Source organism: Streptomyces sp. 2P-4 (assembly GCF_030167965.1).
GTDB classification, from domain to species: Bacteria; Actinomycetota; Actinomycetes; order Streptomycetales; family Streptomycetaceae; genus Streptomyces; species Streptomyces globosus_A.
Genome location: NZ_CP095011.1, coordinates 2827803 through 2854328 on the forward strand (window position 1 = coordinate 2827803; position 26526 = coordinate 2854328).

21 protein-coding genes are annotated in these 26526 nt (G+C 75.0%); 8 read left to right on the forward strand and 13 right to left on the reverse strand.

Annotated features, from left to right (window positions below):
- The first annotated feature begins 200 nt into the window (after positions 1 to 200).
- Positions 201 to 1763 (forward strand): DUF5691 domain-containing protein, encoded by a 1563-nt coding sequence (locus tag MUK52_RS12020; RefSeq protein WP_502963559.1) that lies wholly within the window; start codon positions 201 to 203, stop codon positions 1761 to 1763.
- An 83-nt stretch (positions 1764 to 1846) separates the two neighbouring features.
- Here the strand turns inward: MUK52_RS12020 and icmB are convergent, their stop codons facing one another.
- Positions 1847 to 2248 carry a coenzyme B12-dependent isobutyryl CoA mutase small subunit gene (icmB, locus tag MUK52_RS12025; RefSeq protein ID WP_114053799.1) on the reverse strand — a complete coding sequence of 134 codons (402 nt, stop codon included), beginning with the start codon at positions 2246 to 2248 and terminating at the stop codon, positions 1847 to 1849.
- A 209-nt stretch (positions 2249 to 2457) separates the two neighbouring features.
- Here icmB and MUK52_RS12030 point away from each other — a divergent pair, with 209 nt between their 5' ends.
- Positions 2458 to 3243, forward strand: a complete 786-nt coding sequence (locus MUK52_RS12030; RefSeq protein WP_114053798.1) for an esterase/lipase family protein — start codon at positions 2458 to 2460, stop codon at positions 3241 to 3243.
- Positions 3244 to 3464: 221 nt separating this feature from the next.
- Positions 3465 to 4952, forward strand: coding sequence for a peptidoglycan DD-metalloendopeptidase family protein (locus tag MUK52_RS12035; RefSeq protein WP_246042298.1), 1488 nt, complete (start codon positions 3465 to 3467; stop codon positions 4950 to 4952).
- 74 nt (positions 4953 to 5026) lie between these two features.
- On the opposite strand, the gene pcrA is transcribed toward MUK52_RS12035, so the two are convergent.
- Complete coding sequence (gene pcrA / locus MUK52_RS12040; protein WP_284575952.1) at positions 5027 to 7573, reverse strand: DNA helicase PcrA; 2547 nt, start codon at positions 7571 to 7573, stop codon at positions 5027 to 5029.
- Positions 7574 to 7694: 121 nt separating this feature from the next.
- Between pcrA and MUK52_RS12045 the strand changes: the two genes are divergently transcribed.
- Positions 7695 to 8048, forward strand: a complete 354-nt coding sequence (locus MUK52_RS12045; protein ID WP_284575954.1) for a hypothetical protein — start codon at positions 7695 to 7697, stop codon at positions 8046 to 8048.
- A 125-nt stretch (positions 8049 to 8173) separates the two neighbouring features.
- Positions 8174 to 9217, forward strand: a complete 1044-nt coding sequence (locus MUK52_RS12050; RefSeq protein ID WP_284575955.1) for a C40 family peptidase — start codon at positions 8174 to 8176, stop codon at positions 9215 to 9217.
- Positions 9218 to 9236: 19 nt separating this feature from the next.
- On the opposite strand, the gene MUK52_RS12055 is transcribed toward MUK52_RS12050, so the two are convergent.
- The 3 genes from MUK52_RS12055 to MUK52_RS12065 form a co-directional block, all read right to left on the reverse strand.
- Complete coding sequence (locus tag MUK52_RS12055; RefSeq protein ID WP_342777087.1) at positions 9237 to 10346, reverse strand: alpha/beta hydrolase; 1110 nt, start codon at positions 10344 to 10346, stop codon at positions 9237 to 9239.
- Positions 10347 to 10474: 128 nt separating this feature from the next.
- Positions 10475 to 11179 (reverse strand): LuxR C-terminal-related transcriptional regulator, encoded by a 705-nt coding sequence (locus MUK52_RS12060; protein ID WP_284575959.1) that lies wholly within the window; start codon positions 11177 to 11179, stop codon positions 10475 to 10477.
- Positions 11176 to 12483 carry an ATP-binding protein gene (locus MUK52_RS12065; RefSeq protein WP_114058426.1) on the reverse strand — a complete coding sequence of 436 codons (1308 nt, stop codon included), beginning with the start codon at positions 12481 to 12483 and terminating at the stop codon, positions 11176 to 11178. Before MUK52_RS12065 ends, MUK52_RS12060 begins: the two co-directional genes overlap by 4 nt.
- A 132-nt stretch (positions 12484 to 12615) precedes the next feature.
- On the opposite strand from MUK52_RS12065, the gene MUK52_RS12070 reads away from it, so the two are divergent.
- Both MUK52_RS12070 and MUK52_RS12075 read left to right on the forward strand, forming a co-directional pair.
- Positions 12616 to 13977 carry a PspC domain-containing protein gene (locus MUK52_RS12070; RefSeq protein ID WP_284575960.1) on the forward strand — a complete coding sequence of 454 codons (1362 nt, stop codon included), beginning with the start codon at positions 12616 to 12618 and terminating at the stop codon, positions 13975 to 13977.
- Positions 13964 to 14215 (forward strand): cytochrome c oxidase subunit II, encoded by a 252-nt coding sequence (locus tag MUK52_RS12075; protein ID WP_284575961.1) that lies wholly within the window; start codon positions 13964 to 13966, stop codon positions 14213 to 14215. Before MUK52_RS12070 ends, MUK52_RS12075 begins: the two co-directional genes overlap by 14 nt.
- Here MUK52_RS12075 and MUK52_RS12080 read toward each other — a convergent pair.
- The 4 genes from MUK52_RS12080 to guaA form a co-directional block, all read right to left on the reverse strand.
- Complete coding sequence (locus MUK52_RS12080; RefSeq protein WP_114058425.1) at positions 14134 to 14625, reverse strand: DoxX family protein; 492 nt, start codon at positions 14623 to 14625, stop codon at positions 14134 to 14136. The genes MUK52_RS12075 and MUK52_RS12080 overlap by 82 nt on opposite strands.
- Positions 14626 to 14743: 118 nt before the next feature.
- A complete protein-coding gene (locus tag MUK52_RS12085) occupies positions 14744 to 16009 on the reverse strand; it encodes a hypothetical protein (RefSeq protein ID WP_174250338.1) in 1266 nt (421 codons plus the stop codon).
- Positions 16010 to 16147: 138 nt separating this feature from the next.
- The gene (locus MUK52_RS12090; RefSeq protein WP_284575962.1) at positions 16148 to 16915 is read right to left on the reverse strand and encodes a class II aldolase/adducin family protein; all 768 of its coding nucleotides are present in this window, start codon (positions 16913 to 16915) and stop codon (positions 16148 to 16150) included.
- Between the two features lie 184 nt (positions 16916 to 17099).
- Positions 17100 to 18692, reverse strand: coding sequence for a glutamine-hydrolyzing GMP synthase (gene guaA, locus MUK52_RS12095; protein WP_284575963.1), 1593 nt, complete (start codon positions 18690 to 18692; stop codon positions 17100 to 17102).
- 302 nt (positions 18693 to 18994) lie between these two features.
- On the opposite strand from guaA, the gene MUK52_RS12100 reads away from it, so the two are divergent.
- Positions 18995 to 19297: a chorismate mutase gene (locus MUK52_RS12100; protein ID WP_114053787.1), complete on the forward strand. Its 303-nt coding sequence runs from the start codon at positions 18995 to 18997 to the stop codon at positions 19295 to 19297.
- Between the two features lie 451 nt (positions 19298 to 19748).
- Here MUK52_RS12100 and MUK52_RS12105 read toward each other — a convergent pair whose 3' ends face one another.
- The 4 genes from MUK52_RS12105 to MUK52_RS33295 all read right to left on the reverse strand — a co-directional run bounded on the left by MUK52_RS12105 (position 19749) and on the right by MUK52_RS33295 (position 26248).
- Positions 19749 to 21551 (reverse strand): GMC family oxidoreductase N-terminal domain-containing protein, encoded by a 1803-nt coding sequence (locus MUK52_RS12105; protein ID WP_114053786.1) that lies wholly within the window; start codon positions 21549 to 21551, stop codon positions 19749 to 19751.
- Between the two features lie 64 nt (positions 21552 to 21615).
- Positions 21616 to 23244: a succinic semialdehyde dehydrogenase gene (locus tag MUK52_RS12110; protein ID WP_284575965.1), complete on the reverse strand. Its 1629-nt coding sequence runs from the start codon at positions 23242 to 23244 to the stop codon at positions 21616 to 21618.
- Positions 23245 to 23364: 120 nt separating this feature from the next.
- The gene (locus MUK52_RS12115; RefSeq protein ID WP_114058424.1) at positions 23365 to 24990 is read right to left on the reverse strand and encodes a serine/threonine-protein kinase; all 1626 of its coding nucleotides are present in this window, start codon (positions 24988 to 24990) and stop codon (positions 23365 to 23367) included.
- A 124-nt stretch (positions 24991 to 25114) separates the two neighbouring features.
- A complete protein-coding gene (locus tag MUK52_RS33295) occupies positions 25115 to 26248 on the reverse strand; it encodes a serine/threonine kinase C-terminal domain-containing protein (RefSeq protein WP_502963560.1) in 1134 nt (377 codons plus the stop codon).
- Positions 26249 to 26526 lie beyond the last annotated feature (278 nt).

Below are 26526 nucleotides of genomic sequence, written 5' to 3' on the forward strand. Positions count from 1 at the left end.
GGCGCGGGGGCGCCCGTGTGCAAGGACGACAAGCCGGGGGGCTCGGTCATGAACGACAACCACGCCAGCTGAAAGGCCGGACACGACGACGACAGGCCGCTCCGGTCCCGCGGAGGGGGCGGGACCGGAGCACGGAGAACACCGAGAGGGAGGGGGCACGATGACCGCCGCGGCCGGGGAGGAGCGACACGGGGAGGGCTGTGGGGACCGGGGGGACTGGGGAGCTGGTCGGGGCGGCGCTGCTCGGCACCGGGCGCCGCCGCGGCAGTCCGCGGGAGCTGCTCGACGCCGCGGCCGTGCACACGCTGCGCCGCCGCGCCGGGCTGCGGCCCGCCGAGGCGGCGCCCCGGCCGCGGCCCGCACCGGCGGACCCGCGGCCGGAGCCGCCGGAGCCCGCCCGCCGGCGGCTCGCCCAGCTGCTGGCCGGCCGCGCCGGGGCGGGCGCCGGGTCCGGGCGGCGGGGGGCCGCGCCGGACCTGGCGGAACTGCTGCCGCAGTGGCTGGCGGCCGCCGGCCGGCACGGCTACCGGGCGCCCGCGGCGCTGCTGCCGGCGCTGCTCGACGCGGCCCGGGCCCGCAGCGACCTGCGCCCGCAGGCCCTGGCCCTGGCCGGACCGCGCGGGATGTGGCTGGCGGGGCTCAACCCCGACTGGCGGTTCGCGCTGCGCGCCGGGGCGGGCGGGGGGCTGCCCGACCCGGAGGACGCCGCAGCGGTGCGGCAGCTGTGGCAGGAGGGGCTGTTCGCGGAGCGGGCGGGCCTGCTGGGCGCGGTACGGGCCCGCGATCCGGCGGCGGCGGTGCGGCTGCTGGCATCCACCTGGGCCGCCGAGCGCGCCGAGGACCGGCTGATGTTCCTCGACTCGCTGCGGGTCGGGCTGTCCGCCGGGGACGAGCCGTTCCTGGAAGCCGCCCTGGACGACCGGAGCCGGAACGTGCGGGCGACCGCCGCCGAGCTGCTGTCGGCGCTGCCGCAGTCCGCGCTGGCCGGGCGGATGGCCCGGCGGGCGCTCGCCTGCGTCGGGCCGGACGGCGTGGCCCCGCCGGCCGGGTGCGACGCGGGCATGCTGCGCGACGGGGTCGCCGAACGGCCGCCCGCCGGGCGCGGCGAGCGCTCCTGGTGGCTGGGCCAGCTGGTGGAGGCGGCGCCGCTGTCCTGCTGGCGGGACCGCTTCGGGGGGCTGGACGCCGCCGCGGTCGTGGCCCTGCCGATGCCCGGGGGAGAGGGCTGGGCCGAGGAGCTGCACGCGGCGTGGTGCCGGGCGGCGGTGCGGCAGCGGAACCCGGAGTGGGCGGCGGCGCTGCTCGGCTCTCCGGCGGCCCCGACCGCGACCGCCCCGGGCACGGCCTCGCTCGCCGAGCGGGCCCGGCTGCTGTCGGTCCTGCCCGAGGGGGAACGGGCCGGCTGGGTGGCCCGGTTCGTCGGCGCGCACGGGCTGTCCGAGGCGTTCCAGCTGCTCGGGGCATGCACCGTGCCGTGGGCCGGGCCGCTCGGCCGGGCCGTGGTCGACGCGCTCGACGCGGCGCGGGAGGCGGGCGGCTACCCGTGGAGCTTCAGCGGGGTGATGGGGCTGGCCGAGCGCTGCCTCGACCCCGCCGAGGCCGACCGGCTGGAGGCGCTGACCGCGGCCGCGCAGCCGGCGGCGGACCCCGGTGGGACCGCGGGTGCGGGCGCGTACTGGGCCGAGGCCTTCCAGCGGCTGACGGCCACCCTGCGGCTGCGCGCGGCGATGCTCGCCGAACTCGCCCCGGAGCCCGCCGTGTGACGGGCCGTGGGACGCACCGCCGTGGGACGCACCGCCTGGCGGCCGGCACTCCCCGGGAGTGCGGGCCGCCCGGGGCGGCGCGGTCAGCGGTGGATGTTCTCCCGCACCCAGTCCACGATCGACGTCGTCGTCGCGCCCGGGGTGAAGATCGCGGCCACGCCCTTCTCCTTGAGCGGGGCGATGTCGTCGTCGGGGATGATGCCGCCGCCGAACACCTTGATGTCCTCGGCCTCGCGCTCCCGCAGCAGCTCCAGCACCCGGACGAACAGCGTGTTGTGGGCGCCCGAGAGGATCGACAGGCCGATCGCGTCGGCGTCCTCCTGGATGGCGGTGTCCACGATCTGCTCGGGCGTCTGGTGCAGGCCCGTGTAGATGACCTCCATGCCAGCGTCCCGCAGGGCGCGCGCGATCACCTTCGCGCCGCGGTCGTGGCCGTCGAGACCCGGCTTGGCCACCACCACACGGATCGGACCGGTCACACCCATCGCACTGCCTCCCGAGTGAACGAACGTTAAGCACAGCATCGCGCACGCCGCCGTTTCACGGTCAAGCGGGAGGGGGAAATCACACGTGGGACGGCGTTGATTCACCGCCGGGGGAGCCGCACCGCCAGGCACCGCGCCACCGTACCGACAGCCGCACGGCACGGCGGCGCGGTCGGCAGCAGTCCCAAAGGTCTTAGGGGAGGCCGTCGATGGGGCTGTCGCCGTGGCTGTCCGCGCCCTTTTCCGCATCCGCCCGAGCCGGGGTCCTGGAGGCCGTCCTGTTCGGCGCCCACGTGGTGCACTACCCGACCGGGATCCGCCAGGAGAAGCCCGCCGCGCCCGGACCGGGCGGCGTGCACCCGCCGGTGCTGCTGCTGCACGGCTTCACCGACAACCGGTCCGTGTTCGTCCTGCTGCGCCGCCGCCTCGCCGCGGACGGCGGCCGACGGGTGGAGGCGTACAACTACTCGCCCCTGACGCGCGACGTGCGCGCGGCGGCCGGGCGCGTCGCCCGGCGGGTCGAGGAGCTGTGCGAGCGGACGGGCCGGGAGCGGGTGGACCTCGTCGGGCACAGCCTGGGCGGGCTCGTCGGCCGGTACTACGTCCAGCGGCTCGGCGGCGACGCGCGCGTCCGCACCCTCGTCACGCTGGGCTCGCCGCATTCCGGTACGCGCGTCGCGCCGTTCATGGACGCCCACCCCCTCGTCCGGCAGATCCGCCCGGATTCCGCGCTGATCGCCGAGCTGCGCGCCCCCGCCCCCGGCTGCCGCACCCGGTGCGTGGCGTTCTGGAGCGGCTGGGACGAGCTGATGGTGCCGGCGGGCACCGCGCGCATCGAACACCCCGACCTGGCGGCGGAGAACGTCGAGGTCAGGGGGGTCGGGCACCTGGCGCTGGCCGTGCATCCGGCCGTCGTGGCGGCGGTGCGGCGGGTCCTCGACGGGCCGGGTCCGGCGGCCGCGGAGACACGCGGCGAGGCGGCGCCGGCCGCCTGAGCGCACACCCCCTCCAAAGTCGAACAAATTTCGAACTCAAGGCCAAGGCTGGGCATGGGACCGGCCGAAAGACGGCCGAATGCCCGGTTCCGCTCAGCCGGAACCCCTCCGAAGATTGTCGTGGCCAGTGACCGCCGGGTACAGTCACGCCACTGCTCTCCCCAGGGATTCCCCCGTCCCTGGCCACCCAGGCCCCCACTGCCGAGGCGAAAGAGAAGTTGGTGAACGACCGCCCCTCGTCGGGCCTGTACCCCGATCCCGGGTACGACGGCCTTTCGACCACCACTTTCGCCGGTGACTCCCCCTACGTTTCCTACGAAACGCAGGGCCAGGGGTACGACTACACGGCGTACGGCACCTACGACACCGGCACCACCGGCGCGTACGACGCCACCGCCTGGACGGCCGCCCCCCAGACGGACTACGCCCAGGACGGCTACCTGCCGACGATCCCGGCCCAGGGAGCACACGAGGAAGCCGCCACCGGCCAGTGGGACACCGGCGCCTGGACCGCTCCCGGCACCGACTACCAGTCCACGGCCGCCGCGTTCGGCTACGACCAGACCGGCCAGTGGGCGGCACCCGGCTACGGCACCGCCGGCACGGACACCGGCGCCTACGACGCCACCGCCTGGAACACCGTCCCCCAGGACCAGCAGCAGACCCAGACGTTCTCCTTCGCGTACGAGGCCGAAGCGCAGCAGCAGGACACCGGCTACGCGGACGACGCGTACACCGGCACCGCCGTGTTCGAGGCGGTCGCGGAGGATGCCCTCGCGCCCGGCTTCGAGCCCGACGCCGCACCCGCCCCCGAAGCCGGCGCCGACGACGCGTACGACGCGCCCTCCCCCGTGCACGACATGCCGACGCAGGCCATGCCCGTCACCCCGGCGCCCGCCGGCCCCGCCTCCGGCCCGCGGGCCTCGCGCCGCGCCGGCGCCAAGTCCGGGCACACGGCCGGCGGGGGCGGCCGCCGCCGCACCCCGGCGAAGCGTTCCGCCCTGCTCACGGTGGCGGTCCCCTCCGCATGCGTGGTGGGCGTCGCCGGTGTCGCCGCGGCCTCCGTCGGCGGCCTGACCGGCAGTGAGAAGCCCGCCGAGGACACCACCACGATGGCCGCGCCCGACCCGGCGTCGGTCAAGCCGGTCGCGGCCAACAGCAAGCTCGACACCCAGCTTGAGGCGCTCAGCGCCGACGCCGGGGACTTCGCGGACCGCGCGAGCCGCACGCAGGAGCGCATCGACCTGCGCCAGCGCCAGGACGAGGAGCGCAAGCGGAAGGCGGAGGAGGAGGCCGCGAAGGAGGCGGCCCGCCCCAAGTTCGCCATCCCGGTCGCGCAGCGCGGCCTCAGCGCCTCCTTCGGCCAGGCCGGCGGCATGTGGATGTCGGTGCACACCGGCATCGACTTCCCCGTGGGCTACGGCACCCCGGTCATGGCCGCCACCGACGGCACCGTGCGCACCCAGTGGAACAGCGCCTACGGCAACATGGCGATAGTGACCGCCCCCGACGGCACCGAGACCTGGTACTGCCACCTCAGCAGCACCAAGATCCGGTCCGGCAAGGTGAAGGCGGGCGACGTCATCGCCTACTCCGGCAACTCCGGCAACTCCACCGGCCCGCACCTGCACTTCGAGGTCCGGCCCGGCGGCGGCGCCGCCGTCGACCCCCTGGCATGGCTGCGCGGCAAGGGCCTCAACCCGTCCTGACACCGCCGGACAACCGCAAAACCCCGAAGTGGGCCCGGGCCGTCGAGGCCCGGGCCCACTCCCGTTCCGCGGCGTCAGAGCTTCTGCACCGGTGCGTACCGCAGCAGCAGCCGCTTCGGCTTGGCGTCGCCGAAGTCGATGGTCGCCTGCGCGTCGGCGCCGGCGCCCCGCACCTCCATCACCGTGCCCAGCCCGAACTGGTCGTGTGTCACCCGGTCGCCGACGGCCAGCGCCACGACCGCCTTCTCCGTGGCCCGCCGCGTGGCGAACCCGGACGGGCCCGAGCGCGTGCGCGCCGAGGACAGGAACGCCTCCGGCGAGGTGCCGAACGAGGCCTTGCCCGACCCGTAGCCCTGGCCGCGCACCGGTCCGGCCGGCTTCTGCGCGGCGCCCGTGCGCTTCCACTGCAGGTACTGGGCGGGGATCTCCTCCAGGAACCGCGACGGCGGGTTGTAGGAGGGGGTGCCCCAGGCGCTGCGCATCGCGGAGCGCGTCAGGTAGAGGCGCTCGCGGGCGCGCGTGATCCCGACGTACGCCAGCCGGCGCTCCTCCTCCAGCTCCTTGGTCTGGCCGAGCGCCCGCATGTGCGGGAAGACGCCGTCCTCCATCCCGGTCAGGAACACGACCGGGAACTCCAGGCCCTTCGCGGTGTGCAGGGTCATCAGCGTGATCACGCCGCTGCCCTCGGTGTCCTCGTCCGGGATCTGGTCGGAGTCGGCGACGAGCGCGACCTGCTCCAGGAACTCGGCCAGCGTGCCGCCGCCCGCCGCGGCGCCCTCCTCCGCGCCGGCCGCGGCTGCGCCGCCCTCGGCGCGGGCCTGCTCGAACTCCAGGGCCACCGCGGCGAGCTCCTGGAGGTTCTCGATCCGCGTCTCGTCCTGCGGGTCGGTCGAGGCCTGGAGTTCGGCGAGGTAGCCGGTCCGCTCCAGGACGGCCTCCAGCACGACGGCCGGGCCGGCGCCGGACTCGGCGATCGTGCGGAGCTCCTCCATCAGCACGTTGAAGCGCTTCACCGCGTTGGTCGAGCGCGCGGCCATGCCGTACGCCTCGTCCACGCGCCGCAGCGCCTGCGGGAAGGTGATCTTCTCGCGCAGGGCGAGGGCGTCGACCATCGCCTCGGCGCGCTCGCCGATGCCGCGCTTGGGCACGTTCAGGATGCGGCGCAGCGGGACGCTGTCCTCGGGGTTCGCCAGGACGCGCAGGTACGCGAGGATGTCGCGGACCTCCTTGCGCTCGTAGAAGCGGACGCCGCCGACGACCTTGTACGGGAGGCCGACGCGGATGAAGACCTCCTCGAAGACGCGGGACTGCGCGTTGGTCCGGTAGAAGATCGCGACATCGCCGGCCTTGGCCTCGCCGGCGTCGGTGAGCCGGTCGATCTCGTCGGCGACGTACTGGGCCTCGTCGTGCTCGGTGTCGGCGACGTAGCCGGTGATGACGGCTCCGGCGCCGGCCTGGGTCCACAGGTTCTTGGCGCGGCGGTTCTCGTTGCGCTCGATGACCGCGTTGGCCGCGGAGAGGATCGTCTGCGTCGAGCGGTAGTTCTGCTCCAGCAGGATCGTCGTCGCGTCCTTGTAGTCCTCCTCGAACTGGAGGATGTTGCGGATCGTCGCGCCGCGGAAGGCGTAGATCGACTGGTCGGCGTCGCCCACGACGCACAGCTCGGCCGGCGGCAGGTCCGGGTAGCCGGTGCCGACGAGCTCGCGCACCAGCGTGTACTGGGCGTGGTTGGTGTCCTGGTACTCGTCGACGAGGACGTGCCGGAAGCGCCGCCGGTAGTGCTCGGCGACCTCGGGGAACGCCTGGAGCAGGTGGACGGTCGTCATGATGATGTCGTCGAAGTCGAGCGCGTTGGCCTCGCGCAGCCGCCCCTGGTACATCGCGTACGCCTGGGCGAGGGTCTTCTCGAACCCTCCCCCAGACTCCGTCCGGGAGGTGCCCCCAGCTGCCTGGGCGGCGAAGGCGTCCTCGTCGATGAGCTCGTTCTTGAGGTTCGAGACCTTGGCGCTGAAGGACTTCGGCGGGAACTTCTTCGGGTCGAGGTCCAGGTCGCGGCAGACCAGTGCCATCAGGCGCTTGGAGTCCGCCGCGTCGTAGATCGAGAACGAGGAGGTGAAGCCGAGCCGCTTGGACTCGCGGCGCAGGATGCGCACGCACGCGCTGTGGAACGTGGAGACCCACATGGCGCCGGCGCGCGGTCCGACGAGCTGCTCGACGCGCTCCTTCATCTCGGCGGCGGCCTTGTTGGTGAAGGTGATCGCCAGGATCTGCCCGGGGTGGACGTTCCGCGCGGCCAGCAGGTGGCCGATGCGGTGGGTGAGCACCCGGGTCTTGCCGGAGCCGGCGCCGGCCACGATCAGCAGCGGGGAGCCCGCGTGGACCACGGCGGCGCGCTGCTGCTCGTTCAGCCCGTGCAGCAGGGCGGCCGGGTCGATGACCGGCCTGGGGGTGCCGTCGCGGTAGTAGGCGTCACCGCTCAGGGGCACGTCGAAGCGGCCCTCGAAGAGGTCGTCCGCGCCGGGCTCGGGGGCGCGGTCGTCCGCGTACTCCTCGGGCGGCGGCGGCTCCTCGTCGGAGGGGGTGAGGTCCGCCAGGAAGCTGTCGTCAAAGAGGCTGCTCATCGCCTTCCGAGTCTAGGGGGCGGCGGGGACACCCGGCCCCGGCCCGGAGGAATCGGCCGTATCTCACACCGGCGCCGACCCCCCGGCGGGGCCCCGTGAGGGCCCCCGTACGCTCGACCGCATGGACGTACTCATCAATGTCTTCGTCGGCCTGCACATCATCGGGATCGCCTCTCTGCTGGGCGGTTTCCTGACCCAGATGAAGGCGATGGGTGCCGGCACGGCGCGCTTCACGCCCGCGATGCTGCACGGCGCGCTGACGATGCTCGTCACCGGCGTCCTGCTGGTCGGCTTCCGCGAGATGGACGGCGGGACCGTCAACCACATCAAGATCGGCGTCAAGCTCGCCGTCCTGTTCGTGATCCTCTGCCTCGTCTACGTCAAGCGCGACGAGGAGCGCGTCGACAAGGCCCTGTTCGGGACCGTCGGCGCCCTGACGGTGGTCAATATCTTCGTCGCCGTCCTCTGCCGCTGATCGCCGGGCCGCCAGAACCGGTCGCGTCGGGACACTTTGCGGTCATCCCGCCGTCCGACCGCCGCCCCGCCCTCTAGCGTCCTCCTCCGAGCCGAGCCCGACCGGAGGAAGGACGTGAGGCCCGCGTGGCCAGTCATCGAAAGCCCAGGCAGCGCCCGCTCCGCGGCGGCACCGTCCGGACCGCCGCCACCCTCGCCCTGGCGGGCGCTGCCACCGCCACCGCCCTCGAGGGCACCTCCCACGCCGATCCGCGGCAGACCCCCGCCGGGATCAAGGCGGAGGTCGACCGGCTGTACGAGGAAGCCGAGGCCGCCACCGAGCGGTACAACGGGGCGAAGGAGAAGGCGCAGGAGGCCCGGCGCACCCTCGACGGGCTGCGCGACGAGGCCGCCCGGCGCACCGACAGGCTGAACGAGGCCCGCCGCACACTCGGCGCCCTCGCCGCGGGCCAGTACCGCAGCGGCGGGCTGTCCCCCGCCGTCCGCCTGGCGATGTCCGACGACCCGCAGGACTTCCTGGACCGGGCCGCCCTGCTGGACCGGGCCGGCGACCGCAGCGCCGCCGAGGTCGCCTCCGTACGCCGGCAGCTCGACGAGGTCGGCAGCCTGCGCAAGGCGGCCGCCGGGCACCTCGCCGAGCTGCGCGAGCGGGAGGGCGAACTCGCCCGCCACAGGTCCGCCGTCGAGTCCAGGCTGGAGGCCGCCCGGCGGCTGCTGGCCCGGCTGACCGCCGAGGAGCGCGCCGCCTACGGGGCCGGAGGCGGAGCCGGGCAGGCCGGGGCCGGGCAGGCGGCGGCCGTACCCGCCCCGCCCGCCGACGGCTCGCGCGCCGCCCGCGCCGTCGCCTTCGCGTACGGCGCCGTCGGCAAGCCGTACGTCTGGGGGGCGACCGGGCCGGGAGCGTACGACTGCTCCGGGCTGACGCAGGCCGCCTGGCGCGCGGCCGGGGTGTCCCTGCCGCGCACGACGTACACGCAGATCAACGCCGGCCGGCGGGTCGCCCGCGGCGAGCTCGCCCCGGGCGACCTGGTGTTCTTCTACTCCGGCGTCACCCACGTCGGCCTCTACGTCGGCAACGGGCAGATGGTCCACGCCCCGCGGCCGGGCTCGACGGTCCGCGTGGCGCCGATCGACTCGATGCCCTGGGCGGGGGCCTCCCGCCCGGCGTGAACCGCCGGACAGGCTCTGGCTACGGGGCCTTGACCTGGGTGCCCAGCCAGGCGAAGACCTCCGGGAGCTGCCGGACCCAGGCGTCGATGGTGTGGCCGCCGGTCGTCTTCTGCACCTCGATCCTCGTCGGGTGCTGCGCCGCCTGCTGGAGCGCGATCCCGGCCTGGTAGCCGTCGTTCTGGCCGCCCGTGATGAGCAGGGAGACCGCGGGCGGCGCCGGCGCGGCCTTCAGCATGGTGTGCAGGTTGTGCTGCTGGCGCAGGACCGGGTCCTCGCGCAGCAGGGAGGCGGGCTCCATCCCCGGGTCGTTGTAGCCGGACATGGATACGGCCGCGGCGTACCGGTCGGGGTGGGAGATCGCCAGCTTCGTGGCGCAGTAGGCGCCCGCGGAGTACCCGGCGACGCCCCAGGAGCGGGGGTCGTCCGAGGCGCGGAAGTTGTCCGTGACCATCTTGCGGACGTCGACGCTGAGCCAGCTGTCGGCGTTGACGCGGCCCGGGATGTTGGCGCAGCCGGTCTCGGTGTCGCCGAGGAGCATGGTGCGCGCCGAGACGAGGATGAAGGGCTGGACCTGGCCGTTCTTCATGAGCGGCTCCAGCTTCTCCACCACCTTCAGGCCCTTGAACCAGGACTTGCCGGAGCCGGGCATGCCGGGGATCAGCTCGACGACGGGGAACCTGCGGTCCTTGTACGCCGGGTCGTCGTACTGCGGGGGCAGGTAGACGAGGACGTCGCCCTTGACCCCGGAGATCTGCCCGTCGAGCTCGGTCGCCTGGACCCGGCCGCCGGGGATGTCCTCGACGGGGCTGAACTTCTGTCTGACCTTCGGGACCTCGTCGACCTTCTTGCCGCCGAGGCCGTCGGGGCCGAGGTCCTCGGCGGCCTGGACGTAATCTCCCGTGCCGACGAGGTCGCCCCAGGTGGTGTAGAAGTTCTGCTCGCGGTTCACCCCAATGAACACCAGTGCGATGGCAGTGGCCTGGGCGAACACCATCATCAGCACGCGGGTGAGGGCGCGCACCGCGGCAGGGCCGCGCACCTTGCTCCACACGGCCAGCGGCAGGAAGACGGCGATCGCCGTCAGGGCGATCGCCGCCACGAACACGGGGGTCCCGGTCAAGCTCGTCACGCCAGCCAAGAACGCCGCGACCCGCCCCGAGGTTCCCCATTCACCCTGCGGTGTGTGTCACAGAACGTGTCGGGCGGCGGGCCGGCACCGCCCCGCGGGTCCCACCGGCCCCGCGGGCCTCTCTCATCTCACACCAGGCGGCGGGCCGTCGCCCAGCGCGTCAGCTCGTGCCGGTTGGACAGCTGGAGCTTGCGCAGCACCGCGCTGACATGGGACTCCACCGTCTTCACCGAGATGAACAGCTGCTTGGCGATCTCCTTGTACGCGTAGCCGCGGGCGATCAGCCGCAGCACCTCGCGCTCGCGCTGCGTCAGCCGGTCCAGGTCCTCGTCGACCGGCGGGGCGTCCGTCGAGGCGAACGCGTCGAGGACGAAGCCCGCGAGCCGCGGCGAGAACACCGCGTCGCCCTCCTGCACCCGGAAGACCGAGTCGACCAGGTCGGCGCCGGTGATGGTCTTGGTGACGTACCCGCGCGCACCGCCGCGGATCACCCCGATGACGTCCTCGGCGGCGTCCGACACGGACAGGGCCAGGAAGCGCACCGGGTTCTCGGCGGCGGCCGTCAGCGGGGCGCACCGCCGCAGCACCTCGACCCCGCCGCCGCCGGGGAGGTGCACGTCGAGGAGGACCACCTCGGGCCGGGTGGCGGTGATGACGGTGACGGCCTGGTCGACGTCGGCCGCCTCCCCGACGACCTCCACCCCGGTCCGGGCGGTGTCGCCGATCTCCGCCTGCACGCCCGCGCGGAACATCCGGTGGTCGTCGACGAGCACCACCCGGACCCGCCGGCCCGCCGCGTCCGCCGCGTCCGCCTGTGCGTATCGCTCCGTCATGCCGCTTTCGCCGCCCTCTCCATCTCCAGCTCGACTTCCGTGCCGCCGTCGGGCGCGGACCGCAGCCGCGCGGTCCCGCCGTTGCGCTGCATCCGGCCGATGATCGATTCTCGTACGCCCATGCGGTCGTCCGGTACCGCGTCGATGTCGAAGCCGGGCCCGCGGTCCCGTACGGACACGAACACCGTCTGCCCCTCCACCTCGGCGTACACCTGCACCGGGCCCCCCTGGCCACCGTACTTGGCGGCGTTGACCATCGCCTCGCGCGCGGCCTGCACCTGCGCGCCCAGCCTCTCGTCGAGGGGGCAGTCGCCGACCACGACCACCTCGATGGGCACGCCGTGGTGGTCCTCCACCTCGGCGGCGGTCTTCTTCACGGCCTCGGCGAGGGTGGCCGGCTCCTCGGCCTCCTCCTTGCCGGTGCCCTCCGGCTTGTAGAGCCAGTTCCGCAGCTCGCGCTCCTGGGCGCGGGCCAGGCGGCGCACCTCGCCCGCGTCGTCGGCGTTGCGCTGGATCAGGGTGAGGGTGTGCAGGACGGAGTCGTGGACGTGCGCGGCGACCTCGGCGCGCTCCTGGGCGCGGATGCGCATCAGGCGCTCCTCGGACAGGTCCTGGGTCATCCGGATCAGCCAGGGCCCGGCGAGCAGCGCGATCCCGGCGAGGACGGCGAGCGCGGCGGTCAGGACGTTGCCGAGCTGCGCGGCCGAGCCGCGGACGACGATGAAGAGGGTCAGGCCGATGCCGACGAGCGCGATGCCCGCGCAGGCGCGGGCGAGCTGGAACATCCGCCGGCTGCCGCCCGGCCCGGCCGCCCAGTGCTCGCGGCGGGCGTTGTCGGCCTGGCGCCAGACGAGGACGACGCCCGCGCCGACGAGCAGCGTCGGCCACACGTAGCGGCCCGAGGCGCCGCCGGACTGCACCTTGGAGAGGAAGATGCCGGCGCCGACGCACAGCGCGACCAGGGCGGTGATCTGCCCCCTGGCCGGTTTGCGCAGCCGCCGGCCGCCGTCGGGGAGGGTCTCGAAGAGCTCGTGGAAGGAGCGGCCCCCGCTGCGGCCGCCCAGGCCGAGCGGTACGAACACCCAGAACGCGGCGTACAGCAGCACGCCGAGCCCGTCGCCCCAGACGAACAGCCCGAAGAAGGCGAGCCGCACCCACACGACCGGCAGCCCGAGGTGCCCGGCGAGCCCGCGGGCCACGCCGCCGAGCATGCGGCCGTCGGCGCTGCGGTACAGGCGGCGCTGCGGCGCCTCGTCGGCGGGGTCGGGGGCGTGCGGGGTGCGCGGTGCGGCGGAGGCGGGCATGCCACCGATGGTCACACGCGCGGGCGGTGCGGGGCATCAGGGCATCCCCCCACCGCTCCCGGCGGGATCTCAGGGTCGCACCAGGGTGGGGCCCCGATGCCCGGCGCCGCGGGGCGCCTCCACCATGGAGCCATGACCGAGCACGACTCCCCGCCGCCGGCCGCTTCCGGGACGGCGGGCCCGAAGGCGCCCGGGGCCGCAGCGGGGCGGCCCTCCGACGGCTCCTCCGACCGGCCCGCCGAGCGTCCGCCCATGCGCCGCAGCAGGCGCGACAAGGTCCTCGCCGGCGTGTGCGGCGGCCTGGGCCGCTACTTCGACCTCGACCCCGTCATCTTCCGGATCGTGCTGGGCGTGCTCACCGTCACCGGCGGTGTCGGGCTGCTCTTCTACGGCGTCGCGTGGCTGGTGCTGCCCGTGGAGGGGGAGGAGGACAGCGAGGCGAAGAAGCTGCTGACCGGCCGGGTCGAGGGGACGACGCTGGCCGCGCTGTTCGCGGCGCTCGTCGGCTGCGCGGTGTTCCTGTCGATGCTGGACAACGGCGGGCTCGCCGCGTTCTCCGTGCTGGTGGTTCTCGCCCTGGGCGGGGCCGCGTACTGGTCGCAGCGCCACCGCGGCACGGCAGCCCCCGAGGCGGAGCCGCAGGCTGCGGCCCGCCCCGCCCCGCCGGAGACGCAGGCGCCGCCGGCGCCCGGTACGCCCTCGTGGTGGCGGGACCCGCTGGTGAAGGACGGCACGACCGGCCCGGTCGGCAGCTCCGGCTACCTGTGGGGGCCGGACGACTCGGCCGACCCCGCGGAGCCGGGCGGCAAGGGCCCCGGCAACAGCCCGCGCGGTGCGCGGCCGGGCGGGCCGGGGCGGCCGCGCGGCGGCATCGGCGGCCGGGTCTTCGTGCTGGCCGTGCTGGCGGGCGCGGTGGCGACGGCGGCCGTGTGGGAGGACAGCACCCTCTCGCACGCCCTGCAGATCGGCCTCGCCTCGGTGCTCGCGGTGTTCGGCCTCGGCCTCGCGGTCAGCTCGTTCCGCGGCCGTACGGGCTTCGGGACGATCCTGCTGGCCCTGGCCACGGCCGGGCTGCTGGCGGCGTCGGCGGCGCTGCCCGCGGAGATCGGCACCGACTGGCGGGACGTGCGCTGGCGGCCCGCGGCGGTGGCCGACGTGCAGCCGGTGTACGAGTCCGGCACCGGCATCGCCACCCTGGACCTCAGCCGGCTCGACGTGCCGGAGGGCAGCACGCTGACCGTGCGCGCCGGCATCGACGCCGGGCTGCTGAAGGTGATCGTGCCCCGCGAGGTCACCGCCCGCGCGGAGGCCTCCGTACGGCTGGGCGACATCCGGATGCCGGACGACACCCGCTCGTACGTGCGCATCCGGGGCGAGGGCGAGACCCGGCGGGAGACGGTGGCGCCGGCCGACGGCACGGAGGCCGGCGGAACGGTGGAGCTGCACCTCGAAGCGGGTGTGGGACAGGTGGAGGTGGCCCGTGCGGCGTCATGAGTTCCAGCCGGGCCGGTTCCTGGCCGGCCTCGTCCTGACCGCGGCGGGCGCGCTCTACCTGCTCGACGCGGCGGGCGAGATCGACACCCCGTGGTTCCTGGTGGTCCCGATGGCGACCGGCGGCCTGACGCTGGCCGCGCTGGTGGGGCTGGTGGCCTACGCGGTGCGCCGCGACCGCCGCAGTCTGGCCGGCCCCCCGGACCGGGCGGACCGGATCAGCGAGTCCGCCGACCAGTAGGGCGCCCCGGCGAGCACCAGCGGCGTCCACGCCATCAGGTAGGCGAGATCGTTTCCGTAGTAGTACGGGGCGACCTGCCAGGACACCGTGAGCCACAGGCTGAGCGAGATCAGCAGGCCGCCGAGGGCCGCGAGGCGGGTCAGGAGGCCGGCGAGGACACCGAGGCCCACCAGGATCTCGCCGACGGCGATGGCCAGGGCGAAGGCGACGGGCGAGCGCAGGGCCAGGTCCACCAGCGCCGGGACGGCGGAGGTGTCGCGCACCCCGCGCATCAGCTCGCCGATGGAGCCGGTGCCGGAGGCGGACAGGAAGGCGGGGTCGGTCAGCTTGTCCAGGCCCGCGTAGACGAAGGTCGCGCCGAGGAAGATCCGCAGCGGCAGCAGCGCGTACCGGGCGGCCCGGTCCCGCAGTCCGGGGGCGGGGGCGCCGCGGTGGGCGGCGGGGGCCCGGTCGGCGGCCTCGCCCGGCTCGTGGTCCCCGTACGCGGCGGGGTCGTCTGTTCGGGTCACGCCCCCATGTCTACCCGCTTCACTCGGCGACGTCGATGGTGCAGCGGTTGGATTCCACCCCGGCGGCCGTGACCACCTGCACCTCGACCCGGCCCGGTTCCACTTCGGCCGGGACCGGCACCGTCAGGGCCGTGTCCGACGGGTTCGCGAACCCGCCCGCCACCGGAACCAGCGGCACGTGCACGTGGACCGCCCCGATCCGGACCACCAGCCGGGCCAGCATCTCCGGGGTCTGCGCCCCGGGCGGGACGAAGCCCACCCCGCGGATCTCGATGTCGTCGCCGGGCCGGACGGCCGCGTCCAGGTCTCCGGGCTCGCGTCTGCGGACCACGGACAGCACGAGCGGCCGGGTCACCTCCGCGGACTTCGCGGCCAGGTACACCGCCGCCGACAGGGCGACGAGCAGGGCCAGCGCCCACGGCAGCCGCGGCAGCCGGTCCGGGAACCGGGCCAGCGACACGGCCGCGTACGCCAGCACCACCGTCGAGACCAGGACGTACTGGGCGTCGGGCAGGCTGCCCCGGCCGGCGTCGTCCGTGAGCAGGTCGGCGCCGCGCGGCCGGTCCGCGGGCAGCTTCTGCAGCCGCTGGCCGAGGATCCGCACGGCGACGACGCGGCGCACCAGCACCGCCACCGCCGAGGTCAGCGCGACGATCGACAGCAGCGGCAGCGTCCGCACCAGCCCGAGGCCCTCGTACAGCGCCTGCCGCTCCGGGCCGGGCGCGGAGGCGGCCAGCCGCAGCGCGGGCAGCAGCCCGGCGAACGCGGTCAGCAGCAGCCAGGCCGCGGGTACGGCCTTCGAGGTGGACAGCCGGTTGTCCTCGCCGACCAGCGGGGCCAGCAGCCCGCCGCGCACCGGCTGGGCGCGGGCGGCGAGGGTGAGCAGCCCGGCGAGGAAGGCCGCCGCGAGGAGGGCGGCGGTGCGCGCGGGCGACCAGCCGGTGCCGAGGGCGGTGCCGACCTGGACGACGAGGAGGATCCCGGCGGCGATCCACACGGCGAGGACGGCCCGCCGGGAGAAGACGTGCAGCCAGGAGCTGCCCGCCTCGCGGCCCCGGTCGGCGGCCGTGCGGGCGGAGAGGGCGAGTTCGTCGGAGACCCACTGCCGGGACGCGCCGGCGGACCGGGCGACCGCGGCGGGCAGTCCGTGGCCTGCGGCGAACGCGTCCCGCTTCTCCAGGAACGCCGCGACCGCGCGGCGGTGCCCCTCCTGCGCGCCGTGCGGGCAGTCGTCGCAGGTGCATGCGCCGCCGTGGGTGCTTCGGGAGATCTGTTGGACAGCCACGTGCCTGCCGCCTCTCTGAACTACGGTGCGATGCCAGCGAATTGTGCACCACTGCGGCAGTGCTCCGGATTGCGCACGATGTCAGAGCAGGTGATTGTCCGTTCATGATGTTGACGTCACCCGGGCGGCGTACGGGTGTCAGGGCGCGGCGGACTCCCGCAGCGGCTGGTAGGCGGCCCAGGCGGCGAGGTCGGTGCCGAACCGCTCGCGCGCGGCGAGGGCGCTGCGGTGTCCGATGGGCGCGGGGCGGCCGGCGGCGCGGGCGGTGAGCTGGACGCGGGCGGCCCGCTCGGCGGCGACGGTCCACCAGGCGGCGGCGTCCACGGTGGCGCCGACGGTGAGCACCCCGTGGTTGCGCAGGACGAGCGCCTTGTACGGGCCGAGCGCGCGGGCGATGCGGGCGCACTCGGCGGGATCGGCGGCGCCGCGGGTGTACTCGTCGACGAGGGCGTGGTCCTGGTAGAAGGCGCAGGCCTCCTGGGTGAGGGGGGCGATCAGCTGCCCGAGCGCGGCGAGCGCCCTGCCGTACGGGCCGTGCGCGCGGACCACGGCGACCGCGTCGGGCCGGGCCCGGTGGACGGCTGCGTGGAGGGCGAAGGAGAGCCCGTTGACGCGGCGCCCGCCCTCCAGGACGCGCCCGTCGGCGTCGACGAGGAGCAGGTCCCCGGCGGTGAGGGCGGTCGCCGCCCTCCCGAAGGGGTTCACCCACAGGCAGTCCGGGTGCTCGGGGTCGCGGGCGGTGGCCAGCGCGGCCGGGTCCTCCTCGAAGCCGAGCCGCGCGAGCAGGCGCAGCGCCCCGGCGAGCCGCTCCTTGCGGTGGGCGCGCTCCCGGTCGGGTTCGTCGTGGACGGGCGGCATCTCGAAGCGGAGCCGGTCCACGGGCACGGGTGGGGGCTGGTCCGGCATCGCGGCCCTCCTCGGTCGGCGTCGGCCGGCCGCGGGGCCGGCGCGCGCACGGTACCCGCGCGGCCCGCAAGTGGCCAGGGGCAGGGCGGCGGGCGCGGGCGGATGCCGGCGAAACGGCGGAGCCGCCGGCCCCGGGCGGGGGCGGCGGCTCCGTCTCACGTGCGGCGCGGGGCCGGCGGCGGGATCACTCCCACTCGATGGTGCCCGGCGGCTTGCTGGTGCAGTCCAGGACGACGCGGTTGACGTCCTTGACCTCGTTGGTGATGCGGGTGGAGATCCGGGCGAGCACCTCGTACGGCATGCGCGTCCAGTCCGCGGTCATGGCGTCCTCGGAGGAGACGGGACGCAGCACGATCGGGTGGCCGTAGGTGCGGCCGTCGCCCTGGACGCCGACGCTGCGGACGTCCGCCAGGAGCACGACGGGGCACTGCCAGATCTCACGGTCGAGGCCGGCGGCGGTGAGCTCCTCGCGGGCGATGGCGTCGGCCTCGCGGAGCAGGTCCAGGCGGTCCCTGGTGACCTCGCCGACGATGCGGATGCCGAGGCCGGGGCCGGGGAAGGGCTGGCGGTGGACGATCTCGTCGGGCAGGCCGAGCTCCTGGCCGACCATGCGGACCTCGTCCTTGAACAGCTGGCGCAGCGGCTCGACGAGCTGGAACTCGATGTCGTCGGGGAGGCCGCCCACGTTGTGGTGGGACTTGATGTTGGCGGTGCCGGTGCCGCCGCCGGACTCCACGACGTCCGGGTAGAGGGTGCCCTGGACGAGGAAGGCCACCTCGGGGCCGCCCTCGGCCTCGGCGATGATCTCGGCCTGCGCCTGCTCGAAGACCCGGATGAACTCGCGGCCGATGATCTTCCGCTTGGTCTCGGGGTCGGAGACGCCGGCGAGGGCCGCGAGGAAGCGCTCCTGCGCGTCGACGACCTTCAGCTGGACGCCGGTCGCGGCGACGAAGTCCTTCTCGACCTGCTCGGTCTCGCCCTTGCGCATCAGGCCGTGGTCGACGTACACGCAGGTCAGCTGGGAGCCGATGGCCTTCTGGACGAGGGCCGCGGCGACCGCGGAGTCCACGCCGCCGGAGAGGCCGCAGATGGCGCGCTTGTCGCCGACCTGCGCCTTGATGGCCGCGACCTGCTCCTCGACGATGTTGCCGGTGGTCCAGGTGGGCTTGAGGCCGGCGCCGCGGTAGAGGAAGTGCTCCAGGACCTGCTGGCCGTGCGTGGAGTGCATCACCTCGGGGTGGTACTGCACGCCGTACAGCTTCTTCTCGTCGTTCTCGAACGCGGCGACGGGCACGACGTCGGTCGAGGCGGTGACGGTGAAGCCCTCGGGGGCGGCGGAGCAGGCGTCGCCGTGGGACATCCACACCGACTGCTCTGCGGGAGTGCCCTCGAAGAGGGTCGAGCCGGTCTTGCTGACGCTCAGCGGGGTGCGGCCGTACTCGCGGGCGCCGGTGTTGTCGACGGTGCCGCCGAGGGCGGTCGCCATCAGCTGGAAGCCGTAGCACATGCCGAAGACGGGGACGCCGGCCTCGAAGAGCGAGCGGTCCAGCTGCGGGGCGCCCTCCTCGTACACCGAGGACGGGCCGCCGGACAGGATGATCGCCTTGGGGTCCTTGGCCAGCATCTCGGCCACGGGCATCGTGCTCGGGACGATCTCGCTGTAGACCCGTGCCTCGCGGACGCGGCGGGCGATGAGCTGGGCGTACTGGGCGCCGAAGTCGACGACGAGAACCGTGTCCGGGGCGCTGTCGTGGGCGGCGGAGGGTGCTTCTGGCACGGGGGCGGCCTTCCGGCGGAAGAGGGGGCTGTTTTGTCAATTCTAACGGGGGACGCGCGGGCCGTTTTCGTCTCACCATCCGAACCGGTTTGGCCCCGGGCGGCCGGCGCGGCAATAATCCGGTTCGTGCGCAGGCAGCTGAGCTTCCTCTTTACCTATGGCACCGGACGGTCCGGCAGCCATGGGTCCTCGTGATGCTCGCGCAGAGCACCTGACTTCCCGCAGCGCCCCGGTCCGGCAGGACCCGGGCGCTGCGGCGTTTCCACGGTCCTGCGGGCCCCTACCGACAGGAGACCCCCGCCATGACCGCCACCGCCACCGCCACCGCCGTGTCCCCCGCCGCCTCCGCCGCGGACGCGGACCCCGAGCAGCTGATCGCGGCGTCCCGCGACCGCATCGACGCCATCGACGACCGGATCATCGGCCTGATCCAGGAGCGGATGGCCGTCTCGACCGTCATCCAGGAGGCCCGGATCGCCTCCGGCGGCCGCCGCGTGCACCTGTCGCGGGAGATGGAGGTGCTGTCGCACTGGAGCGACGCCCTCGGCAAGCCCGGCACCGCCCTCGCCATGACGCTGCTGGAGCTGTGCCGCGGCCGGGTCTGAGGCGGCCCCTCCAGCCGCCTGTTCGTCACCCGTCCGGCCCGTGACCGGCCCGGCGGACCTTCGTTGGTGTGGGTGGCCGCGTCAGCCAGGCGCGGGTCCAGCACCACGCGTGGCTCCGCCGGAGCGATGAGGCGTACGACCCGTGGGACGTGCGTCGTGGGACCTCGCTCCTTCGCGTGACCGGACGGCAGGGGACAGCAGGCCGGTCACACCGACGACGGCCGGCCCGGGGACGCCCGGGCCGGCCGTTCGCGTACCCGCGCCCTTCCCCCGCCCCCTCCCCCGCCCGCCCCACCCGCCCCGCCGGCCCCTCGCACCCCGGCTTCACCGTGTGACCGAGCACACACGCATGCCGGCGCCCCGCGGGTACAACCTTCGGGGGCGAGCGCCTGTCACCTAGGTACCGCGGCGGGTACCGCGCTCGGAGGGGGAGCGCGGTACCCGCCGCGTATCAGTCGGCCCGCAGCTCGGCCGCCGCCCCGGGGCGGCGCGGCGGGACCCCGGGCACCGGGAGGAGCGGCAGCCGCAGCGCGCCGAAGGCCTCCTCGGGCACGGCCGGGCGGACCGGCTCCACCGGCGCGAGCCGCACGTACGCCGCGCCCTGCTCGGGGCGGGCGTCCGGCTCGCCCTTGTTCGGCCAGTACGCCATCGCCCGCTCGGCCTGCGCCGTGATCGTCAGCGAGGGGTTCACCCCGAGGTTCGCGGAGACAGCCGCGCCGTCCACGACGAGGATGCCCGGGTGCCCGTACAGCCGGTGGTACGGGTCGACGACGCCCTCCTCGGCGGTGGCGCCGATCGGGCAGCCGCCGAGGAAGTGCGCCGTCAGCGGCGTGCCCATGAGCTCGCCGACGTTGCTGCCGGCGAAGCCGCCTATCTCCTCGGCGAGCAGGGAGGCGGCCCGGGTGGCCGCCTCGATCTGCACCGGGTTGGGGGCGCCGTGCCCCTGGCGGGCCGTGAGCAGGCCCCTGCCGAGTCCGCGGGGCTTGCGGTACGTCGTCAGCGAGTTGTCGACGGACTGCATGACCAGCCCGATGATGGTCCGCTCCGACCAGCGCCGGTTGGAGAGCGAGCGCAGCAGCTGCACCGGGTGCTTCGCGGTCCGGGCGAGCCAGCCGCGCACGCGGTGCGGGCCGTAGGGCACCTGGAGCACGGTCAGGAAGCCCATCGCGTTCGAGCCGCGGCCGTAGCGGACGGGCTCGATGTGGGTGTCCGCGTCCGGGTGGACGGAGGAGGTGATGGCGACGCCGCGGGTGAAGTCGGCGCGCCGGCCGGGGCCGTGGCGCCTGCGGTAGCGGCGGTCGTCGGTCTGCGCGCCGACGAGCCCCTCGGAGTTGGTGCGGGTCAGTTCGCCGAGGCGGTCGGAGATCCGCGGGAGCAGCCCGGTGTCCTTCATCCGGTGCAGCAGGGTCTGGGTGCCGTACGTGCCGGCGGCGACGACCACGTACCGGGCGCGCAGCTCCCGGGAGGTGCCGCGGCGGCGGGCGTCGGTGGGGACGGTGCGGACGCGGTGGCCGCCGTCCGGGTGCTCGGCGACGGCGGTGACGGTCGTCATGGGGTGGATGACGGCGCCGGCGCGCTCGGCGAGGTGGAGGTAGTTCTCGGTGAGGGTGTTCTTCGCGCCGTGCCGGCAGCCGGTCATGCACTCGCCGCACTCGGTGCAGGCCCGGCGGGCGGGGCCGGCGCCGCCGAAGTACGGGTCGGGGACCTCCTGGCCGGGCCGGGCCGCGGCGGTGCCGCCGGCGTCGGCGCCGTCGCCGAAGAAGACGCCGACCGGCGCCATGTGGAAGGTGTCCCCGACGCCCATCTTCTCGGCGACGGCCTTCAGGTGGACGTCGGAGGCGGTCGTCGTCGGGTTGAGCCGCACCCCGAGCATCCGCTTGGCCTGCTCGTAGTACGGGGCCAGCTCCTCGCGCCAGTCCGTGATGTGCGCCCACTGCCGGTCCTCGAAGAAGGCGGTGGGCGGCACGTACAGGGTGTTGGCGTAGTTGAGGGAGCCGCCGCCGACGCCGGCCCCGGCCAGCACCATCACGTTGCCGAGGAGGTGGATCCGCTGGATGCCGTACAGGCCGAGCGCCGGCGCCCACAGGTAGCCCCGCAGGTCCCAGCTGTTGCGCGGGAGGGTCTCGCGGGTGAAGCGGCGCCCCGCCTCCAGGACGCCGACCCGGTAGCCCTTCTCGGCCAGGCGCAGCGCCGAGACGGAGCCTCCGAAGCCGGATCCGATGACGATGACGTCGTAGTCGTACGGCTCTGACACTGGGGCGCCTCCTTGGCGGCCGCGGGACGGGGCGGGGGCGGGGCGGGTCGGGGCGGCCGCGGCACTAGCGGAGGCGGAGGGCCTTCATCAGCCGGAGGCTGCGCGTCATGAACGCCGCGTACGCCTCGTCGTCCATGCCGAGCGAGGGCGCCATCGGCAGCAGCCGCTGGTGGGCGACCGTCTGCGCCTCGGTGTACTTGAGGATGCCCTCGGAGCCGTGCCGGCGGCCGAGGCCGGAGTCCTTCATACCGCCCATGGGGGCCCGGACGCTGCCGTAGGCCGGGGCGTAGCCCTCGTTGATGTTGACGGTGCCGGTGCGCAGGCGGGCGGCGACGGCGCGGCCGCGGCGGGCGTCCTTCGTCCACACGCTGGAGTTGAGGCCGTAGGGGGTGGCGTTGGCCTGGGCGACGGCCTCGTCCTCGTCGGTGAAGCGGTAGACGGAGACGACCGGGCCGAAGGTCTCCTCGCCGCAGACGGCCATCGGCGCCTCCACGCCGTCGAGGATGGTCGGCTCGTAGAACAGCGGGCCGATGTCGGGGCGGGCGGTGCCGCCGGCGACGAGGGTGGCGCCCTTGGCGACGGCCTCGTCGACGTGCCGGCGGACGGTCTCCAGCTGGCGCTCGCCGACCAGCGAGCCCATGTCCGCGCCGTAGGCGAGGGAGCTGCCCAGGCGCATGGCCTTGGTGCGGGCGGCGAACCGGGCGAGGAACTCGTCGGCTATGGAGGCGTGGACGTAGAGCCGCTCGATGGAGATGCACAGCTGGCCGGCGGAGGAGAAGCAGGCGCGGACGGCGCCGGCGGCGGCCTTCTCGACGTCGGCGTCGTGGAGGACGAGCATGGCGTTCTTGCCGCCGAGTTCGAGGGAGACGCCGACGAGGCGGGCGGCGGCGCCCTGCGCGACCTCGCGGCCGGTGCGGGTGGAGCCGGTGAAGGAGACGTAGTCGGCGTGCCGGACCACCTCGGGGCCGACGACGGGGCCCTCGCCGAGGACGACCTGGAAGACCTCGGGGGGCAGCCCTGCCTCGACGAGCACGTCGCGTGCCCACAGGGCGGTCAGCGCGGTCTCGGTGTCGGGCTTCATGACGACGGCGTTGCCGGAGGCGAAGGCGGGCAGGGCGTCGCCGACGGAGAGTTCGAGGGGGTAGTTCCAGGGGGCGATCTGGCCGACCACGCCGCGCGGCTGGCGCAGCTCGGTGACCTTGGTGAGGGTCGGCATCGCGCCGGTGTGGCTGCGCGGCCGCAGGTAGGCGGGCGCCTTGCGGCCGTAGTGGCGGGCGGCGACGGCGACGGCCTGGACCTCCTCGTGGGCGTGCAGCCGGGCCTTGCCGGTCTCCAGCTGGATCAGGTCGAGGACCTCGGCCTGGCGGGCGAGGACCAGGTCGTGGAAGCGGAGCAGGACGGCGGCGCGGCGGCGTACGGGCACGGCGGCCCAGGCGGCCTGGGCGGTACGGGCCCGCGCGAACGCCTCGGCGACCTCGGCCGGGGTGGCCTCGGGGAGGTCGGCGAGCTTGGCCCCGGTGAACGGCGTGTGGTTCGCGGTCCGCCCGGACCCGATGACGCCGCGGGTGAGGCGGGCGACCAGGTCGGGGGTCACCACGTCCGCGGCGGTGCGCGCGCCGGCGGGGGCCGGGGCGACCGGGTTGGTGGGCTGCGGGGCAGGGCGGAGGAGGGCGGTGGCCGGCGAGTCCGTCATGGCGGTGAGCGTATTGCGCCCGGACCCCTTTGGGTACCCGTCGGTAACCGGATTTTGCCATATCCGCCAGCGATCACTGGCAGGATGGCCGCGCCCGCGGCCGGCGGGGCGGCAGCGGCCTCAGCCGGCGGGCGGCGCCCAGCCCTTGAGCACGGTGTCGAACTGCGCCCGGGTCGTCTCCCAGGTGGACGTCGGGCCCGACATGTACACCGCGTACTCGGTGCCGTCCGGGGCGATGTACATCTGCTCGATGGCGCGGCGCGGTCCGGCGTGGACGCCCTTCTCGGTCCAGGTGAACTCCCACAGCGCCGCGCGGGTGGTGTCGCGGAAGGTGTTCTGGTTCAGCCGCTGCCGCTTGTAGTCGGTGCGCCGGCTGACCTGCTTCTCCAGGTCGAGCACGTGCGCGTACGCGGTGTCGTAGTCGGGCGTGGGGTCGACGGCGATGCGGATGAAGTGCCTGCCGTTGTCCGGTGTGTAGTCGATCTGGTTGCCGTCCATCTGCCGCTTCCAGCCGTCCGGCACCCACAGGGTGAAGCCCTCCGGGTCGGTGACCTCCTTCCAGCCCGCGGGCGGGGAGGCGTCCTTGGCGTCCTTGTCCCCGGCGCCGCCCTGCCGGTCGGGGGCACTCGCGTTGCGGTCGGCGCCGTCGCCGCCGACCCCGTCGCCGGTGTACTTCAGCAGCCCGAAGACCGCGCCGCCGCCGACCAGCGCCGCCACCAGCGCCACCGCCGCGGCCCGCCTGACCCGGCCGGCGCTGGAGCGGGGCCTCTCGGCCGGCTCCGCCGGACCGGCCGGCAGGGCGGCCGTCCCTCCCGCGCCGCTCGCCGCGGGGGCCTCCGGTTCGGCCTCCCGCGCCCCGGACAGCTCCTGCGGGCTCACCGCGCGCGTCGGCACGTACGCCTGCGCCGCCCTCGGCTCGCGGCCCTCCATCACCTCCAGCAGCATCCGCTCCGTCTCCTGCGCGGAGGGCCGCTCCTCGGGGTCCTTGCGCAGCAGCGCGGTGATGACGGGCCCCAGCGGACCGGACTGGCGCAGCGCGGGCGGCTCGTCGTTGACGACGGCCTGCAGGCTGGAGATCGGCGAGGTGCGGCGGAACGGCGAGCGGGCCTCGACCGCCGTGTAGAGGGTCGCCCCGAGCGACCACAGGTCGGACGCCGGGTCCGGGGTGCCGCCCGTGACGCGCTCCGGGGCCAGGTAGTCGATGGAGCCGACGATCTCGCCCGTGCGGGTGATGGAGGAGTCGCCCTCGATCGCGGCGATCCCGAAGTCCGTGAGCAGCACCCGCCCGTCCCTGGCGAGCAGCACGTTGCCGGGCTTGACGTCCCGGTGCAGCACGCCGACCGCGTGCGCGGCGCGCAGCGCGCCGAGGACGTGCAGCCCGATCCGGGCGGCCTCGCGGGGCTCGATCCGGCCGGCCGCCTTGGCCGCCTCGGCGAGGGACGGGCCGTCGACGTACTCCATGACGATCCACGGCCGGTCGTCGTGCTCGAAGACGTCGTGGACGGTGACGACGGCCGGGTGCTGGATGCGGGCGGCCGCGCGGGCCTCCTTCTGCGTCCGGGCGTGCAGGACGTCCCGGTCCGCCTGGGCGACGTACAGCCCGGCCGTCAGCTCCTTGACGGCGACGGTCCTGCTCAGGAGGTCGTCGTGGGCGCGCCACACCTTGCCCATGCCGCCGCTGCCGATGGGCTCCACGAGCCGGTACCGGCCGGCGAGCACTGCGCCCGCACCTGTCTGCTGTTCCACGATCCCCGCCACTCTGTGCACTTCGGGCCAGATTACGAAGCGCACGGGGCAGCCGGTACACGGAGGGCGCGGTTCCGGCAGCACTGTGACGCAATTGCCGTACTGATTTGCCGTCAGAAGCCTCTCATCCGCCCGATTTGTAACTTCCGGTCGCCTTCTCGAAGACCTCGGTCACCTTGCCTTCGCCGTCCTGCGGGCCCATCACCATGACGACGTGGTAGCTGCCGCCGAGCGCGACGACGAAGTTGCGCGCGACGACGCTGCGGCCGGTGCCGTCGATCCACGTGTACCGGCCGGTCGCCCGCAGCTGCTGACCCACCTTGGTGGTCTTCACGTCGCCGCCGCTGGCCCACGTCGAGGACCGGTACGGGGCGAGCTCCGGCTCCTTGTCCTTCTGGTAGGTGGCCGGGTCGGGGCTGCCCTCGACCTTGTCCCGGCCCGGGACGACGATCAGGACGTACTGGCCGTCGGTGTAGCGGACCTGGCCCGCCTCGTTCATGCCGCGGCGCTCCCAGCCCTGCGGGACGGCGATCTCGAAGTGCTCCGGGTCCTGTTGGACGGTGTAGCCGGGCGGCGCGGACGCCGGGGCCTGCGGCGCGGGCTGCGAGGGCCCGGGCGTGGCGGAGGGCGCCGGAGAGCGCGGGGCCTGCGGGGACGGCGTCTCCGTTTTCGCCACCGGCGTCTGCGAGGCGGCGTCCCGGTCCTGCCCCTCGCCTGCCCGCGGCAGGAACAGCACCGCGTACGCCACGGCCCCGGCGGTGAGGGCGAGGACCCCGGCCAGCAGGACCCGCCCGAGGCGGCGGGGGCCGCGCCGGGGCGCCGGGTTGCGGTGCCGGCCGTGCAGGTCGCCGCGCCGGCGCACGGCGGGCAGGCGGGCCGGGTCCGGCTCGGCGGGCGGGAGCGCGCCGGGCGCCGCGTCGGGCTCGGGCGCCGACCGCACGAGGGAGCGCAGCCAGCCGCGCAGCTCCTCGAAGTCGGGGCGCTCGGTGGGGTCCTGGCGCAGCAGGGACTCCACGACCGGCCGCAGCGGGCCGCACTCCTCCGCGAAGGCGGGCGGTTCGGAGCAGACCATCTCGACGAGCTCGGCGGCGCTGTCCTCCGGGTACGGGGGGTGCCCCTGGACGGCCCGGTAGAGCAGCGCGCCGAGCGCCCACAGGTCGGTGGCCGGGCCGACGGGCGCCGCGATCTGCCAGGGTCCGGCGACGGTACGGGCCTGTTCCGGGGCCCACCGCTCGGTGACGGCCCCGACGACGGCCATCCGCGTCTGCCGCGCCCGCTCGGCGTCGAGCCCGGTCCGCGGCCCGCGCGCGGCGGCCCCCGGCGCGGGCCGGCCTCCGCCGGCGCCTTCGGCCGCGGCAGGGTCGCCTCCCGGGGCGGCCGCCGGGGCGGCGGGGCTCCGGCGCGGGCGCCGGGCAGCCGCGCCGGGACGGCCCCGACCGGACCGCCGCCATACGCGGCCCGGGGCCGGGCGCTCCCCGCGGGGGCTCCCGCCGTGGCGGGGCGGCGGGGCCGCCCGGGCGGCCGGGGGCGTTGTGC